Annotated in this window: 11 protein-coding genes; 7 read left to right on the top strand and 4 right to left on the bottom strand. The window is 61.4% G+C overall.

The window, feature by feature from the left end:
- Positions 1 to 39: 39 nt before the first annotated feature.
- Positions 40 to 1,539, bottom strand: coding sequence for an efflux transporter outer membrane subunit (locus tag AB4O16_RS11265; protein WP_460157740.1), 1,500 nt, complete (start codon positions 1,537 to 1,539; stop codon positions 40 to 42).
- Positions 1,540 to 1,812: 273 nt separating this feature from the next.
- Between AB4O16_RS11265 and AB4O16_RS11270 the strand changes: the two genes are divergently transcribed.
- The 7 genes from AB4O16_RS11270 (at position 1,813) to AB4O16_RS11300 (ending at position 11,898) form a co-directional block, all read left to right on the top strand.
- Entirely contained in the window at positions 1,813 to 2,781 is a 969-nt protein-coding gene (locus AB4O16_RS11270; protein WP_160386649.1) for a LysR family transcriptional regulator, read from the top strand.
- Positions 2,782 to 3,435: 654 nt separating this feature from the next.
- On the top strand, positions 3,436 to 4,596 hold the full coding sequence (locus tag AB4O16_RS11275) for an efflux RND transporter periplasmic adaptor subunit (RefSeq protein WP_460157741.1): 1,161 nt from the start codon (positions 3,436 to 3,438) through the stop codon (positions 4,594 to 4,596).
- Complete coding sequence (locus AB4O16_RS11280) at positions 4,593 to 7,694, top strand: multidrug efflux RND transporter permease subunit (RefSeq protein ID WP_460157742.1); 3,102 nt, start codon at positions 4,593 to 4,595, stop codon at positions 7,692 to 7,694. The genes AB4O16_RS11275 and AB4O16_RS11280 overlap by 4 nt, the downstream gene beginning before the upstream one ends.
- A gap of 9 nt (positions 7,695 to 7,703) precedes the next feature.
- Entirely contained in the window at positions 7,704 to 8,381 is a 678-nt protein-coding gene (locus AB4O16_RS11285; protein ID WP_160386655.1) for a heavy metal response regulator transcription factor, read from the top strand.
- Complete coding sequence (locus AB4O16_RS11290) at positions 8,371 to 9,735, top strand: heavy metal sensor histidine kinase (RefSeq protein WP_160386657.1); 1,365 nt, start codon at positions 8,371 to 8,373, stop codon at positions 9,733 to 9,735. Before AB4O16_RS11285 ends, AB4O16_RS11290 begins: the two co-directional genes overlap by 11 nt.
- A gap of 239 nt (positions 9,736 to 9,974) precedes the next feature.
- Complete coding sequence (locus AB4O16_RS11295; protein ID WP_460158052.1) at positions 9,975 to 10,199, top strand: hypothetical protein; 225 nt, start codon at positions 9,975 to 9,977, stop codon at positions 10,197 to 10,199.
- 193 nt (positions 10,200 to 10,392) lie between these two features.
- Positions 10,393 to 11,898, top strand: coding sequence for a sensor domain-containing diguanylate cyclase (locus AB4O16_RS11300; RefSeq protein ID WP_160386659.1), 1,506 nt, complete (start codon positions 10,393 to 10,395; stop codon positions 11,896 to 11,898).
- A 50-nt stretch (positions 11,899 to 11,948) separates the two neighbouring features.
- Here the strand turns inward: AB4O16_RS11300 and lpxC are convergent, their stop codons facing one another.
- The 3 genes from lpxC to ftsA form a co-directional block, all read right to left on the bottom strand.
- Positions 11,949 to 12,860: a UDP-3-O-acyl-N-acetylglucosamine deacetylase gene (lpxC, locus tag AB4O16_RS11305; protein WP_007939852.1), complete on the bottom strand. Its 912-nt coding sequence runs from the start codon at positions 12,858 to 12,860 to the stop codon at positions 11,949 to 11,951.
- A gap of 112 nt (positions 12,861 to 12,972) precedes the next feature.
- Positions 12,973 to 14,166, bottom strand: coding sequence for a cell division protein FtsZ (gene ftsZ / locus AB4O16_RS11310; protein WP_046041931.1), 1,194 nt, complete (start codon positions 14,164 to 14,166; stop codon positions 12,973 to 12,975).
- Positions 14,167 to 14,239: 73 nt separating this feature from the next.
- Complete coding sequence (gene ftsA / locus AB4O16_RS11315; RefSeq protein WP_007972611.1) at positions 14,240 to 15,499, bottom strand: cell division protein FtsA; 1,260 nt, start codon at positions 15,497 to 15,499, stop codon at positions 14,240 to 14,242.
- Positions 15,500 to 15,506: the final 7 nt, after the last annotated feature.

Below are 15,506 nucleotides of genomic sequence, written 5' to 3' on the forward strand. Positions count from 1 at the left end.
CCCTCATCGCGAGCAAGCTCGCTCCCACAGGTTTTGTGTTCAACGCAAAAGGCTCGGGGTTTTCGGTGCTGCTGTCTGACTGTCTTTCGGCACATCGTTGCCCGCCCCCAGACCGCCGCCCAACGCCGTCACCAGCTCTGCATGAGCACTCAACCGCGCCGCCTGAACCTGCTGCTGCACTTGCTGCTGCTTGAACAGCAGGGTCTGGGCATTAAGCACGTTGAGGTAGTCAGTCAGGCCACGCTGATAGGCGATCATCGCGATGTCGTAGGTCTTGCGCGCAGTGGCCACCGACTCGGCGGCGAAGGCCTGTTGCTTGTCCATGGACTCACGGCGGATCAACTGGTCGGAGATGTTCTTCAGGGCATTGACCAGGGTCTGGTTGTACCTGGCCACGGCGATGTCGTACCCGGCCGAGGCTTCCCCCAACTCCCCACGCAAACGTCCGCCATCGAAGATTGGTAACGAAATCGCCGGCCCCACGCTGTAGTTGAGCTTCTTGCCGGTCAGGAACTCCAGCGCCCCACCGCCGGTGGCCATGTAGCCGAGGCTGCCGACCAGGTCGACGTTGGGGTAAAAGTCGGCATGGGCGACATCGATACCCCGCGCCTGCGCCGCCACTTGCCAGCGGCTGGCGACGACGTCCGGGCGCTGCCCGAGCAATTGCGCCGGCAACGAAGAAGGCAGTTTCAGCGGCGCACCCAGCGACAACGTTGGCCGCTGCAACCGCGCGCCTTCACCCGGCCCCTTGCCGGCGAGAGCGGCGAGCTGGTTGCGGCTCAAGGCGATTTCTTCGTCGAGGGCATCGAGTTGGCGATGGGTTTCCGGCAGCGGCGTCTCGGCCTGGCTGACCTCGAAATGGGTGCCGATGCCACCGTTCAGGCGTTTTTGCGCCAGCTCGAGAATCTGCTGTTGCTGCTTCAAGGTCGCTTCGACGATGTCCCGTTGCGCGTAATGCAACGAGAGCTCGATGTAGACCCGGACGATGTTGTCCTGTAATTCGAGCTGGGCCTGCCGCGCCTCGGCGACCGTCATGTGCGCCAGGTCCACGGCGCGCTCCGTGGCATTGCTTTCGCGGCCCCAGAGGTCAAGGGCATAGCTGAAACCCAGCGCTGCGTTGTTGTCCCAGGTGGTGCTGTTGGCCAGCTCGCCAGGGCCATAGAACGGGTCGGTAGGCCAGTTATGACGCTTGAGGGTGGACTCGCCATTGATCTGCAATGATTCGGCCGCTTCAGCGACGCCGGCCATGGACCTGGCCTGGCGTACCCGGGCAGCGGCCATGGCCAGGCTCGGGCTGCCTTGCAAGGCGAGATCGATCCAGCGGTTCAACTGCGGGTCGCCGTAGGCCTGCCACCATTGCGCGGTGGGCCAGTGCGCATCTTGCGCGGCGCTCTGGATCGCTTCGTCGGTGGCCAGTGAATTGGCCTCCAGCGCCTTGCCCTGCGGGGCAATACCTCCGGTTCCGATGCAGCCGCTGATTGCCAGGGATAAAGCCAAAACACTGAGCGACTGAAGCGCTCTGCTGATGCGACGCGGCACTGCTGCGATTTCCTGAAATGGAGGGAGGCACAAGATTTTGTAGGAGCCGGCTTGCTGGCGATGCAGACACCGCGGTGCATCTGGATGACCGCAGCGATGCCATCGCCAGCAAGCCGGCTCCTACAGTCCGCGCAATTCTATGGGTGGGCTTTGATGGCGATAAGCTGGGATTCTTGTGAATCTTTGTTACCGTTAGCGAGATAATCCGTAAGTCGGGGGTCTCAGTCCCTGAAACTTCGTGTCACAATTTGCCATCGCACCCGAGAGCACCCCATGGACACTTTGCAAAACATGCGCGCCTTCAGTTACGTGGCCGAAGCCGGCAGCTTCACCGCCGCCGCCCTGCAACTGGACACCACCACGGCCAACGTCTCGCGCGCGGTCTCCAACCTGGAAGCCCACCTGCAAACCCGCCTGCTCAATCGAACGACCCGCCGCATCGCCCTGACCGAAGCCGGCAAGCGCTACCTGTTGCGCTGCGAGCAGATCCTGGCCTATGTCGAAGAAGCCGAAGCCGAGGCCAGCGACGCCCACGCCCGCCCGGCCGGACAACTGAAAGTGCACACCATGACCGGCATCGGCCAGCACTTCGTGATCGACGCCATCGCCCGCTACCGCAAGACCCACCCGGACGTGACCTTCGACCTGACCATGGCCAACCGCGTGCCGGACCTGCTCGACGAAGGCTACGACGTGTCCATCGTCCTCGCCCGCGAACTGCCGGACTCGGGTTTCGTCTCCCAGCGCCTGGGCATCACCTACAGCATCGTTTGCGCCTCGCCGGCCTACGTCAAAGCCAACGGCTGCGCACAAAAACCCGGCGACCTGCTCAACCACGCCTGCCTGCGCCTGGTCAGCCCGGTGATCCCGCTGGAAAAATGGGCCTTCGACGGCCCCGATGGCCAGGAAATGGTCACCATCAACAGCTCACCCTTCCTGGTGAACTCCGCCGACGCGATGAAATCCGCGATCATCAGCGGCATGGGCGTTGGCGTCCTCCCGCTGTACGCCGCGATCGAAGGCCTGCGCAGCGGCACGCTGGTACGCGTGATGCCCAAATACCGCTCGCAGGAGCTGAACCTGTATGCAATCTACCCGTCGCGCCAGTACCTGGATGCGAAGATCAAGACCTGGGTCGAGTATCTGCGTGGATCGTTGCCGGAATTGCTGGCGGCGCATCAGGCGGAACTGGCGGCGTATGAATTGAGCGGGAGTCTGGGTGGGGTTCGGGTGGCGAATTGACGCGCATACCTGTAGGAGCAACAGCAGATCGGCGTGCATCTCCGTAGGAGCGAGCTTGCTCGCGAAAAACCTGAGGGCGCCGGGGTGAGTCAGGTTTCCCGCGTTATCGTTGACGTCCATCGCGAGCAGGCTCGCTCCTACAGAGGAGCAACAGCAGATCGGCTCACCACTCAACAGGCCGAGCGTTAGCTCGCCTGCAGCTCTTGATCTTGATCCACCCGCCCCCTCGGGAGGCTGAGCGGAGGCGTTCATCCGGGGATTGGCGCGCAGCGCCGTTCGACGCAGTCGAACTCATTGCATGTAGGTCGAAGCGAAGCCGACCGGAGGGCAATGTCCCCGGATGAATGTCGGAGCGAAGGAACGCCGAGCCCCAGCGAGGGGCCGGACGTTCGGGGCGAGACCTTTTGGTTCCTTTTGGCTGGGCCGGCACTCCGGGCGTTTGCCAAAAGGGACTCGCCGTAAGGGCGAAACCGCCAGCCGCCGTTACCGAAGAAACGGATATGTACACGGTCACCCACAACATGGTCGGCCCAGAGGCCGCCAAGACACAAAACTGACAGCGCCGTCAGTTAGCCGTCACCCTCCTGACCACCAAACAGGTTTATAAAGGAAACTCCCCTTCGACCCAAAACCCAGCCCCGGCGCCCCACTCGCATGCGAATCCAGAAAAACCCCGCCCTGCTCGTCGCCCTTCTGATCGTCCTGGCAGCGCTGGGCCTGTGGTACGCCACCAAACCGGCCAAGGCCAAACTCGCCACCCCCACCGCCATCCCCGTGCGCGTGGTCGCCGTCACCGAAAAAGACGTGCCGCGCTACGTCAGCGGCATCGGCTCGGTGTTGTCCCTGCACAGCGTCGTGGTCCGCCCGCAAATCGACGGCATTCTCACCAAAATCATGGTCAAGGAAGGCCAACTGGTGAAAAAAGGTGACCTGCTGGCCACCATTGACGACCGCTCGATCCGCGCCAGCCTCGACCAGGCCCGGGCACAACTGGGCGAAAGCCAGGCTCAACTGCAAGTGGCACTGGTCAACCTCAAGCGCTACAAGCTGTTGAGTGTCGACGACGGCGTGTCCAAGCAGACCTACGACCAGCAACAGGCGCTGGTCAATCAGCTCAAGGCCACGGCCCAAGGCAACCAGGCATCGATTGATTCCGCCGAGGTACAACTTTCCTACACACAAATTCGCTCTCCGGTCAGCGGCCGTGTCGGCATTCGCACCGTCGACGAAGGCAACTTCCTGCGCATGACCGACACCCAAGGCCTGTTCACGGTGACCCAGATCGACCCGATCGCCGTGGAATTCTCCCTGCCACAGCAAATGCTGCCGACCCTGCAGGGCCTGATCAACGACCCACAGCACGCCCGGGTCAAGGCCTACATCGGTGCCGACACCGACGGCGAAACCGGCAACCTGCTTGGCGAAGGTCACCTGACCCTGATCGACAACCAGATCAACGCCAACACCGGCACCATCCGCGCCAAGGCCGAGTTCGACAATCAGGGCCAGAAGCTTTGGCCGGGGCTGCTGGTGACGGTAAAGATTCAGACAGCCCTGGACAAAGATGCGCTGGTGGTGCCGCCGACAGTCGTACAACGCGGCCTCGATCAGCACTTCGTGTACCGGGTCAATGGCGACAAGGTCGAAGCCGTGCAGGTGCAGATGGTCTATCAAGGCAGCGGCCTGGACATCATCAAAGGCGTGAAGCCCGGTGATGTGCTGGTCAGCGATGGCCAGTCGCGGCTCAAACCGGGTTCGACGGTGCAGGTGATGACCGAGCCGCCGCAAGTGGTGCAATCGGAGGCCGCGAAATGAAGGGCCACGGTTCGATATCAGCCTGGTGCATCGACCACCCGGTGGCCACGGTCCTGCTGACGTTCGCCCTGGTGCTGCTGGGTGTCATCGCGTTTCCGCGCTTGCCGGTAGCGCCCTTGCCGGAGGCGGAATTCCCGACCATCCAGGTCGCCGCGCAACTGCCCGGCGCCAGCCCGGAAACCATGGCTTCCTCGGTGGCCACGCCCCTTGAAGTGCAGTTCAGCGCCATTCCAGGCGTGACCCAGATGACCTCGAGCAGCGCACTGGGCTCGACCAACCTGACCCTGCAATTCACCCTCGACAAGAGCATCGACACCGCCGCCCAGGAAGTCCAGGCGGCGATCAACACCGCCGCCGGCAAGTTGCCCAAGGACATGCCGAACCTGCCGACCTGGCGCAAGGTCAACCCGGCCGACAGCCCGGTGCTGATCCTCAGCGTCAACTCCTCGCAGATGCCCGGCCCGGAACTCAGCGACCTGACGGAAACCCTGTTGTCCCGTCAGCTCAGTCAGGTCGACGGCGTAGGCCAGGTCTCCATCACCGGTCAGCAGCGTCCGGCGATCCGTGTCCAGGTTTCGGCGGACAAACTGGCGGCCATCGGCCTGACGCTGGCCGACATCCGCCTGGCCATCCAGCAGACCAGCCTTAACCTGGCCAAAGGTGCGCTGTACGGGGAGTCGAGCATCTCGACCCTGTCCACCAATGACCAGTTGTTCCATCCCGACGAATACAGCCAGTTGATCGTTTCCTACAAGGATGGCGCACCGGTTCACCTCAAGGATGTCGCCAAAGTCGTCAACGGTTCGGAAGATGCCTACGTCCAGGCCTGGGCGGGCTCGCAACCGGGGGTCAACCTGGTGATCTTCCGCCAGCCGGGGGCCAACATCGTCGAGACCGTGGACCGCATTCAGGCGGCGTTGCCGGCGCTGGAAGCCATGTTGCCCGCCTCGGTGCAGGTCAAGGTGCTGATCGACCGCACCCAGACCATCCGCGCTTCGCTGCATGAAGTGGAAATCACCCTGCTGATTGCCATCATGCTGGTGGTGGCGGTGATGGCGCTGTTCCTGCGCCAGCTGTCGGCCACGCTGATCGTATCCGCGGTACTCGGTGTGTCACTGATCGCCAGTTTCGCCCTGATGTATGTGATGGGTTTCAGCCTGAACAACCTGACGCTGGTGGCGATCGTGGTGGCCGTGGGCTTTGTGGTCGACGATGCGATCGTGGTGGTGGAAAACATACACCGCCATCTGGAGGCCGGTGACGGCATGCGCGAAGCGGCGATCAAGGGCGCCGGCGAGATCGGCTTCACCGTGGTCTCGATCAGCTTTTCGCTGGTGGCGGCGTTCATTCCGCTGCTGTTCATGGGCGGAGTGGTCGGGCGGCTGTTCAAGGAGTTCGCCCTGACCGCCACCTCGACCATCATGATTTCGGTGGTGGTCTCCCTGACATTGGCGCCAACGCTGGCGGCGCTGTTCATGCGCGCGCCGGTGCATCACGCCCACGACAAACCGGGCTTCGGTGAACGCCTGTTGGCGTGGTACGAAAAAGGCCTGCGCCGCGCCCTCGCCCACCAGAAAACCATGATCGGTGTATTCGCTTTATCGCTGGCTTTGGCCGTCGCCGGTTACATCTTCATTCCCAAAGGCTTCTTCCCGATCCAGGACACCGGTTTCGTCCTCGGCACCACCGAAGCCGCTGCCGATATTTCCTACGGCGACATGGTGAAAAAACACCTGGCGATGGCGGAAATCGTCGCCGCCGACCCTGCCGTGGAGACGTTCTCGCACTCGGTCGGAGTTTCCGGCAGCAACCAGACCATCGCCAACGGCCGCTTCTGGATCACTCTGAAAAAACGCGGCGACCGCGACGTCTCCGCCAGCGAGTTCATCGACCGGATTCGTCCGCAACTGATGAAAGTGCCGGGCATTGTCCTGTACCTGCGTGCCGGGCAGGACATCAACCTCAGTTCCGGCCCGAGCCGTGCGCAGTATCAATACGTGCTCAAGAGCAATGACGGCGCGACCCTCAGCACCTGGACCCAGCGCCTGACGGAAAAACTGCGCGCCAACCCGGCCTTCCGCGACATCTCCAATGACCTGCAACTGGGCGGCAGCATTACCCACATCAGCATCGACCGCAGCGCGGCAGCCCGTTTCGGCCTGACCGCCAGCGACGTCGACGAGGCGCTGTACGATGCGTTCGGTCAGCGCCAGATCAACGAATTCCAGACTCAGGTCAATCAATACAATGTGATCCTGGAACTGGACACCAAGCAGCGCGGCAAAGCCGAAAGCCTCAACTATTTCTACCTGCGCTCGCCCCTGAGTGGAGAAATGGTGCCGTTGTCGGCCCTGGCCAGGTTCGATGCGCCGACCATCGGCCCGCTGTCCATCGCCCATGACGGCATGTTCCCGGCCGCCAACCTGTCGTTCAACCTGGCGCCCGGCGTGGCGTTGGGCGATGCGGTGATCATGCTCAACCAGGCCAAGGCCGACATCGGCATGCCGGCCGCCATCAGCGGCAATTTCCAGGGTGCGGCCCAGGCGTTCCAGAGTTCGCTGGCCAGCCAGCCGTGGCTGATCCTCGCGGCGCTGGTGGCGGTGTACATCATTCTTGGTGTGCTCTACGAGAGTTTCGTGCACCCGCTGACGATCATTTCGACCTTGCCTTCGGCGGGCCTCGGCGCGGTGATCATGCTGTGGATCTGCGGCCAGGACTTTTCGATCATGGCGCTGATCGGGCTGGTGCTGCTGATCGGTATCGTCAAGAAAAACGGTATCCTGATGATCGACTTCGCCCTCGAGGCGCAGCGCAATGGCGGCCTGTCGCCTGAGGAGGCGATCTTCAAGGCCTGTATCACGCGCTTCCGGCCGATCATCATGACCACCCTCGCCGCCCTGCTCGGCGCCCTGCCGCTGATGCTCGGCTACGGCACCGGCGCCGAACTGCGCCAGCCGTTGGGGATCGCGGTGGTCGGTGGCTTGCTGGTGAGCCAGGCGCTGACGCTGTTCACCACGCCGGTCATATACTTGTGGCTGGAGCGGCTATTCCATCGACCTGAACCTGCGCCCGTACCGGCGCTGGTGACCACAGACTGAGGCGGGGTCATGCGCGTTCTGATTATCGAAGACGAGGAAAAAACCGCGGACTACCTGCACCGCGGCCTGACGGAACAGGGTTACACCGTGGACCTGGCACGGGATGGGGTCGAAGGCCTGCACCTGGCGCTGGAGAGCGACTACGCGGTGATCGTCCTCGACGTGATGTTGCCGGGCCTCGACGGCTTCGGCGTGTTGCGCGCCTTGCGTGCGCGCAAGCAAACCCCGGTGATCATGCTCACCGCCCGCGAACGTGTGGAAGACCGTATCAAGGGCCTGCGTGACGGCGCCGATGACTACCTGGGCAAACCGTTTTCCTTCCTTGAACTGGTGGCACGCCTGCAAGCGCTGACCCGGCGCAGCGGCGGCCATGAGCCGGTGCAGGTGAGCATCGCCGACCTGTGGATAGATTTGATCAGCCGCAAGGCGACTCGAGCTGGCGCACGGCTGGACCTGACCGCCAAGGAGTTCTCGCTGCTCAGTGTGCTGGCCAGGCGCCAGGGTGAAATCCTCTCGAAAACCGCCATCGCCGAAATGGTCTGGGACATCAATTTCGACAGTGACGCCAACGTCGTCGAAGTCGCGATCAAACGCCTGCGGGCCAAACTCGACGGGCCGTTCGAAGAAAAACTGCTGCACACCATTCGTGGCATGGGTTATGTGCTGGAGAGCCGTGGTGTCCAGTAACTCGATCGCGCTGCGTTTAAGCGGGATGTTTACGCTGGTGGCGTTGCTGGTGTTCCTGTTGATCGGCTGGGCGTTGTACCAACAGGTCGACAAAGGCCTTGGCCTGCTACCCGAAGCCGAACTGGATGCGCGCTACAGCGTGCTCGAATCCACGGTCGGCCGTTACGGCACACCCGAGCATTGGGTGAAGATCAACAACAAGCTCAACCTGCTGAGCGAAGAAGACAAGCGCATCAGTTTCTGGATCATCAGCGGCGATCCGCACTACGAATACGGCAACCTGACCCCGCAGGTCCGCGCCTTTGCCCAAGGGCCGCTGGGCACGCGCGACATGCATCTGGCGGAGCACCCGTATCCGCTGAAAGTGCTGGTCAGCGAGTTCCCGGCCAAGGACCAGCGCCCACCGCTGCGCTTCATGATCGCCATCGATACCGAGACTTTTTTCCACACCCAGCATCAACTGCTGATCGCGCTGATCAGCCTGGCGATCGTCGGCGTACTGCTGGCCTCGGCACTGGGTTACTGGGTGGCGCGGATCGGCCTCAAGCCATTGATCAAACTGTCCCAGGAGGCCCAGCGCCTGGCTCCGCCGTTGCGCTCGGGGCGCTTGCGCTTGTCACCCTTGCCACCGGAACTCGACCAGTTCGTCAGTTCGTTCAACTCGACCCTGGAACGGGTTGAGCAAGCGTACTCGCGCCTTGAATCGTTCAACGCCGACGTCGCCCACGAATTGCGCTCGCCACTGACCAACCTGATCGGCCAGACCCAGGTCGCACTCACCCGTGGGCGCTCCGCCGAACATTACTTCGAAGTGCTGCAGTCGAACCTCGAAGAGCTTGAGCGACTGCGCTCGATCATCAACGACATGCTGTTCCTCGCCAGCGCCGATCAGGGCAGCAAGGCGACCAAGCTCACCTCGACCTCGCTGGCCGATGAGGTGGCCACGACCCTGGAGTATCTGGACTTCATTCTCGAAGACGCCCAGGTCCGGGTTGAAGTCAGTGGTGACGCGCAAGTGCACATCGAGATCGCCCATCTGCGCCGGGCGCTGATCAACCTGCTGAACAACGCGGTGCAGCACACCGCGCCCGGGCAAGTCATCGAGGTGCACATTGAAGCCGCAGAACACCAGGTCAGCATCGGTGTCGCCAACCCCGGCTCGCCGATTGCCCGCGAACACCTGCCACGGCTGTTCGAACGCTTCTACCGGGTCGATGCGTCACGCAGCAACAGCGGCCACAACCATGGCCTTGGGCTAGCCATCGTCAAGGCTATTGCGTTGATGCATGGTGGGGATGTGTTTGTGCGCAGTGACCAGGGGATGAATACGTTCGGGATTCATCTTCCCGTCTGAAACCCTCTTTCTTTGTGGGAGCGAGCTTGCTCGCGATGCAGGCGACTCGGTACAACTCAAGGACCGAGGTGCTGCTATCGCGAGCAGGCTCGCTCCCACATTGGATTTGGGTTGAACACTCAACCAACTGTTGCCATAACAGCAACAGTCCTTTCATGAATCCGCTCTTTTTCCCCTCGCCGCATATCCTTATCTTTGCCCGCACCAAACAGCACTTGCCAAGCAAGAAGGTTTTAAAGATGTCCAACAGTATGGGTATTGCCAGCGCTTTCGTTTTGTCCTCTTTGTTCCTGTCGCCATTGGCGATGGCGGAAGAATCGCAGACGTTCGTCGCGCATAACGCCGCGCGCGCCGCGGCGTTCGAAGAGCAACGGATCGAGATGACGGCCAAGGCCGTGCAAGACACCCAGGCCCCGCAAGCATCCAGCACCCAGTCCCGGCCACAGGCCGGGAAAGACAGCTGACCTGCACCTGTCGCCCTGCTTTCCCCGACACTTTTCATCGGCTCTTCCCTTTGAAAGGTTGTCCCCAAAGCCGCTGCTGTCAGCGGCTTTTTTTATTGTGAAAACTCAACCTTCATTGCATTTTTTGCGATTCACTCGGCTGCTGCCTATATGGAACTACGCTTACTACGTTCATCCAGCAGACCTCAGCCCTATGACCGCAAGCCGCACCCCACATTTTCAAGGCCCGCCCGGGCGTCCCGAAATCCTGGTGATCTTCGGCAGCACGCTGACGGTCATCTCGATCCTGTGCATCGTCACGTTCCTGCTGATCCGCGAGCACGCCAATGCCCAGCAGACCGCCACACGCAGCGCCACCACCATTGCGCAACTGATCGATGCCGATGTCCTGCGGACGGTCGAGCTCTATGATTTGACCTTGCAGGGCCTGATTGCCGCCGCCCAGCGGGACGACCTGAAGCAGGTTTCGCCGCAGGTCCGTCATCTGGTGCTGTTCGACCGCTCTACCACCGCGCGCTACAAGGGCGACATCCTGTTGCTGGACAAGCACGGCGAAGTGCTGGCCGACTCGTCGTTGATCGAACCGAAACCGGGTAATTTCGCTGACCGCGATTACTTCCTGGCCCATGCTTTCAATCGCGACACCGGCATGTTTATCAGCCGACCGTTCAAGCCGCGCTGCGACTGCGAAGACAGCGACGAATGGCGTATCAGTTTGAGCCGGCGCATTTCCTCTCCCACGGGCGAGTTTCTCGGGGTCGCGGTGGCGTCGATGCGTCTGAGCTACTTCGACCAACTGTTCAACAGCCTCGACATCGGCAGCGGCAGCACGTTGGGCATCATCAACGATGACGGGATTCTGTTGGCGCAGAAACCGCACCGGGAACAAAACTCCATCGGCAAAAGCTTCTCCAGCCGCCCCAACGTCATACGCATGCTGCAAGAGCGCAGCGGTACCTTCGAAAGCGTGTCCAGCGTCGACCATCAACGACGCCTCTACACCTTTACCCGGGTCGGCAATCTGCCGCTGACCGTCATCGTGGCCCTTTCCATCGATGAAGTGTTCGCCACATGGAACCGCACGGCCTATGTGATCAGCGGGGCTACCGGGGTTTTGTGCATCGGTTTGTTGTGGCTGACCTGGCTGCTCTGCCGCGAACTGCGCCTGCGTCAAAGTGCCGAGCAGGAACTGGCGCAACTGGCAGCCACCGATGCCTTGACCGGCGTGGCCAACCGTCGGTCCCTCGATCAAGCCCTGCGCCATGAATGGTTTCGTGCGCAACGCAGCGGTAAGCCGTTGTCATTGCTGATGATCGATGCCGATCACTTCAAGGCCTTCAATGACCGACACGGGCACCAGGCTGGCGACGAAGCGCTACGGGCATTGGCCGAGGTCATCAGCGCCAATGTCCATCGCCCCACAGACCTGGTGGCACGCTACGGAGGCGAAGAGTTTTCGGTGGTCCTGGCCGAAACAGGCAGTGAGGGTGCATCGCAGATTGCCGAACATATTCGTGAAGCGGTGCAAAAACTGCCGCTGGTGGACGTCGGTGAACCGCCGATGAGCGTGAGCATCGGCATTGCCACCTGGACGGCGGCCAGCGATATGAACCTGGAACAATTGCTGTTCAGCGCGGACAAGGCGCTGTACCAGGCCAAGGACGGGGGACGTAACCGGGTGGTGTGCGCCAAGGCATAAAAAAAGGCCACCCGAAGGTGGCCTTTAAAAAACTAGAGAGGTTTTTTTGCTTACACGGCCGCAACCGGGCGCATGTAAGAGATCGGTGCAGTGCTGGCGTCTTCGAACGTCACGACTTCCCAGGCATCTGTCTGCTCAATCAACTTGCGCAGCAGCTGGTTGTTCAGTGCGTGGCCGGACTTGAAGCCCTTGAACTCACCAATCAGGCTATTGCCCAACAGGTAGAGGTCACCAATTGCATCGAGAATCTTGTGCTTCACGAATTCGTCTTCATAGCGAAGGCCGTCTTCGTTCAGTACGCCATCGGCGTCGACCACAATAGCGTTTTCAACACTGCCGCCGAGTGCGAGGTTGTGCTTGCGCAGGTACTCGATGTCACTCATGAAACCAAAGGTACGGGCGCGGCTGACTTCTTTTACAAACGAAGTGCTGGAAAAATCCACGCTTGCACTTTGGGTGCGGTCACGGAAAACCGGGTGATCGAAATCGATCTCGAAGCTCACCTTGAACCCTTCGAAAGGGACGAAAGTAGCGCGCTTGTCGCCATCTTCCACTGTCACTTCACGCAGGATGCGGATGAACTTCTTGGCGGCGTCCTGTTCTTCCAGGCCAGCCGATTGAATCAGGAATACGAAAGGTCCGGCGCTACCATCCATGATCGGGACTTCGGACGCGGAGAGCTCGACGTAGGCGTTATCGATGCCCAGGCCTGCCATGGCCGAGAGCAGGTGCTCTACCGTGTCCACTTTGACGTCACCGTTAACAAGCGTGGTCGACATAGTGGTTTCACCAACGTTTTCCGCGCGGGCAGGAATCTGCACCACGGGATCGAGGTCGGCGCGACAAAACACAATGCCGGTGTCGACAGGCGCTGGCTTGAGGGTCAGGTAGACCTTCTCCCCGGAGTGCAGGCCGACACCTGTGGCACGGATAATATTCTTCAGGGTGCGTTGTTTAATCATGGCATGGGCCGCTTCAGCGCAAATTGCGAACTGGTATCAACAAAGGCTGGCGATGATAGCAGACCAGACCTTTGCTGAACACCAATCACCCTAATACCCCTGATACATTTCATCAATCGGCCTGACGACGCAGGAAAGCCGGGATGTCCAGGTAGTCCAGGTCATCTTGCGGATTCATCTTCGCGGCAGTCGCAGCACCGGCCTGAGCCTGGTTGCGCATGACGGTCGGACGGTCCAGGTCACGGTAGTTCACCGCTGGAGCTTCCTGACGAACAGGGGCCTGTTGTTGAGGCTGTGCAGCCATCGACGTGTGGACGGTGTTGTCGATGACCTTTACAGGTTTCTCGATTTTAGCGCCCAGGCCGGTAGCAACGACAGTCACGTGCAGCTCGTCGCGCATGTCCGGATCGATAACGGTACCGACCTTGACCATCGCGTGCTCGGAAGCGAATGCCTCGATGATGCTACCCACGTCGGAGTACTCACCCAGGGACAGATCCGGACCGGCGGTAATGTTGACCAGGATGCCGCGAGCGCCTTGCAGGTTCACGTCTTCCAGCAGCGGGTTGCGAATGGCCGCTTCGGTGGCCTCGCGTGCACGGTTCGGACCGCTGGCGCAGCCAGTGCCCATCATTGCCATGCCCATTTCGCTCATCACGGTACGCACGTCGGCGAAGTCGACGTTGATCATGCCCGGACGCTTGATGATGTCGGAGATACCGCGAACGGCACCGGCCAGTACATCGTCAGCCTTGGCGAAAGCCGACAAGAGGCTTGCGTCTTTACCGAGGATGGTCAGCAGCTTCTCGTTGGGGATGGTGATCAACGAGTCGACGCTTTCAGACAGCAGACGGATGCCTTCGTCGGCGATCTGCATGCGCTTGCGGCCTTCGAACGGGAACGGACGGGTCACCACCGCTACGGTGAGGATCCCCATTTCCTTGGCCACTTCGGCGATGATCGGCGCAGCACCGGTACCGGTACCGCCGCCCATGCCCGTGGTGATGAACACCATGTTGGTGCCCTGCAGGACTTCGGCGATGCGCTCACGATCTTCGAGAGCGGCCTGACGACCTACTTCAGGGTTGGCGCCAGCGCCCAGGCCCTTGGTCACGCCGGTGCCCAGTTGCAGGATGGTGCGCGCGCCGATGGATTTCAGCGCCTGGGCATCAGTGTTGGCGCAGATGAACTCGACGCCTTCAATGTTGCTCTTGACCATGTGGTTGACAGCGTTGCCGCCGCCACCGCCGACACCGATAACCTTGATTACCGGGCTTGCGGGGATGTTGTCTACGAGTTCGAACATTTTCCCTCTCCTTTACATTCTCTAGTTTTTTCGCCTACTGCGTGCTTCGGTGTAACGGTGTAGCGGTAAATCTTCAGAAATTGCCCTGGACCCACTTCTTCAGGCGGTCCAGCAGCGGAGCCTGTGGCTCTTCATTGCTGTAGCTGTCGCGGCTGCCGATGCCCGAGAACGAGATGCCGTCGGACTGCTTCTGCAGGCCGTACATCAAGAGGCCGACGCCGGTGGAGTAAATCGGGTTGCGCACTACGTCATCCAGGCCTTTCACGCCATGCGGCACGCCCAGGCGCACCGGCATGTGGAAGATTTCCTCGGCCAGCTCGGTAGCGCCTTCCATCTTCGCCGTACCGCCGGTCAGCACGATGCCGGCCGGGATCAGGTCTTCGTAGCCGCTGCGGCGCAGTTCGGCCTGGATCAGCGTGAACAGTTCGTCGTAGCGCGGCTCGACCACTTCGGCCAAGGCCTGGCGGGACAGTTCGCGCGGCGGACGGTCGCCGACGCTTGGCACCTTGATGGTTTCACCGGCACCGGCCAGCTTGGCCAGGGCGCAGGCGTAGCGGATCTTGATTTCTTCGGCGTACTGGGTCGGAGTGCGCAACGCCATGGCGATGTCGTTGGTCACCTGGTCACCGGCAATCGGGATCACCGCGGTGTGACGGATCGCGCCTTCGGTGAAGATCGCGATGTCGGTGGTGCCGCCACCGATGTCCACCAGGCACACGCCCAGCTCTTTCTCGTCATCGGTCAGTACCGAATAGGCGGAAGCCAGCTGTTCGAGAATGATGTCGTCGATTTCCAGACCGCAGCGACGCACGCATTTTTCAATGTTCTGTGCGGCGTTGACGGCGCAGGTGACCACGTGGACCTTGGCTTCCAGACGTACGCCGGACATGCCCAGAGGCTCGCGAACGCCTTCCTGGTTATCGATCACGTAATCCTGCGGCAGGGTGTGCAGCACGCGCTGGTCAGCCGGGATCGCCACGGCCTGGGCGGCGTCGAGCACGCGCTCAAGGTCCGCCGAGCTGACTTCGCGATCACGAATCGCCACGATGCCGTGGGAGTTCAGGCTGCGGATGTGATTGCCGGCCACGCCGACGAACGCCGAGTGAATGCGGCAACCAGCCATCAGCTGCGCTTCTTCGATGGCGCGCTGGATCGATTGCACGGTGGACTCGATGTTCACCACCACGCCTTTTTTCAGGCCACGGGATGGATGGGTACCGATCCCGACGATTTCCAGCGTGCCGTCGTCCGCGACCTCGCCCACCAGCGCCACCACCTTGGAGGTGCCGATATCGAGACCGACGATCATTTTGCCGCTTTGCACGTTTGCCATGGGTCCT

Source organism: Pseudomonas sp. S2_H10, from assembly GCF_054668285.1.

Bases quoted from the DNA above. Each gene is read 5' to 3' on its own strand.
- AB4O16_RS11295 (WP_460158052.1), top strand. From the start codon at position 9,975: ATGTCCAACAGTATGGGTATTGCCAGCGCTTTCGTTTTGTCCTCTTTG.
- AB4O16_RS11275 (WP_460157741.1), top strand. From the start codon at position 3,436: ATGCGAATCCAGAAAAACCCCGCCCTGCTCGTCGCCCTTCTGATCGTC.
- AB4O16_RS11280 (WP_460157742.1), top strand. From the start codon at position 4,593: ATGAAGGGCCACGGTTCGATATCAGCCTGGTGCATCGACCACCCGGTG.
- ftsA (WP_007972611.1), bottom strand. From the start codon at position 15,499: ATGGCAAACGTGCAAAGCGGCAAAATGATCGTCGGTCTCGATATCGGC.
- ftsZ (WP_046041931.1), bottom strand. From the start codon at position 14,166: ATGTTCGAACTCGTAGACAACATCCCCGCAAGCCCGGTAATCAAGGTT.
- lpxC (WP_007939852.1), bottom strand. From the start codon at position 12,860: ATGATTAAACAACGCACCCTGAAGAATATTATCCGTGCCACAGGTGTC.
- AB4O16_RS11285 (WP_160386655.1), top strand. From the start codon at position 7,704: ATGCGCGTTCTGATTATCGAAGACGAGGAAAAAACCGCGGACTACCTG.
- AB4O16_RS11270 (WP_160386649.1), top strand. From the start codon at position 1,813: ATGGACACTTTGCAAAACATGCGCGCCTTCAGTTACGTGGCCGAAGCC.
- AB4O16_RS11300 (WP_160386659.1), top strand. From the start codon at position 10,393: ATGACCGCAAGCCGCACCCCACATTTTCAAGGCCCGCCCGGGCGTCCC.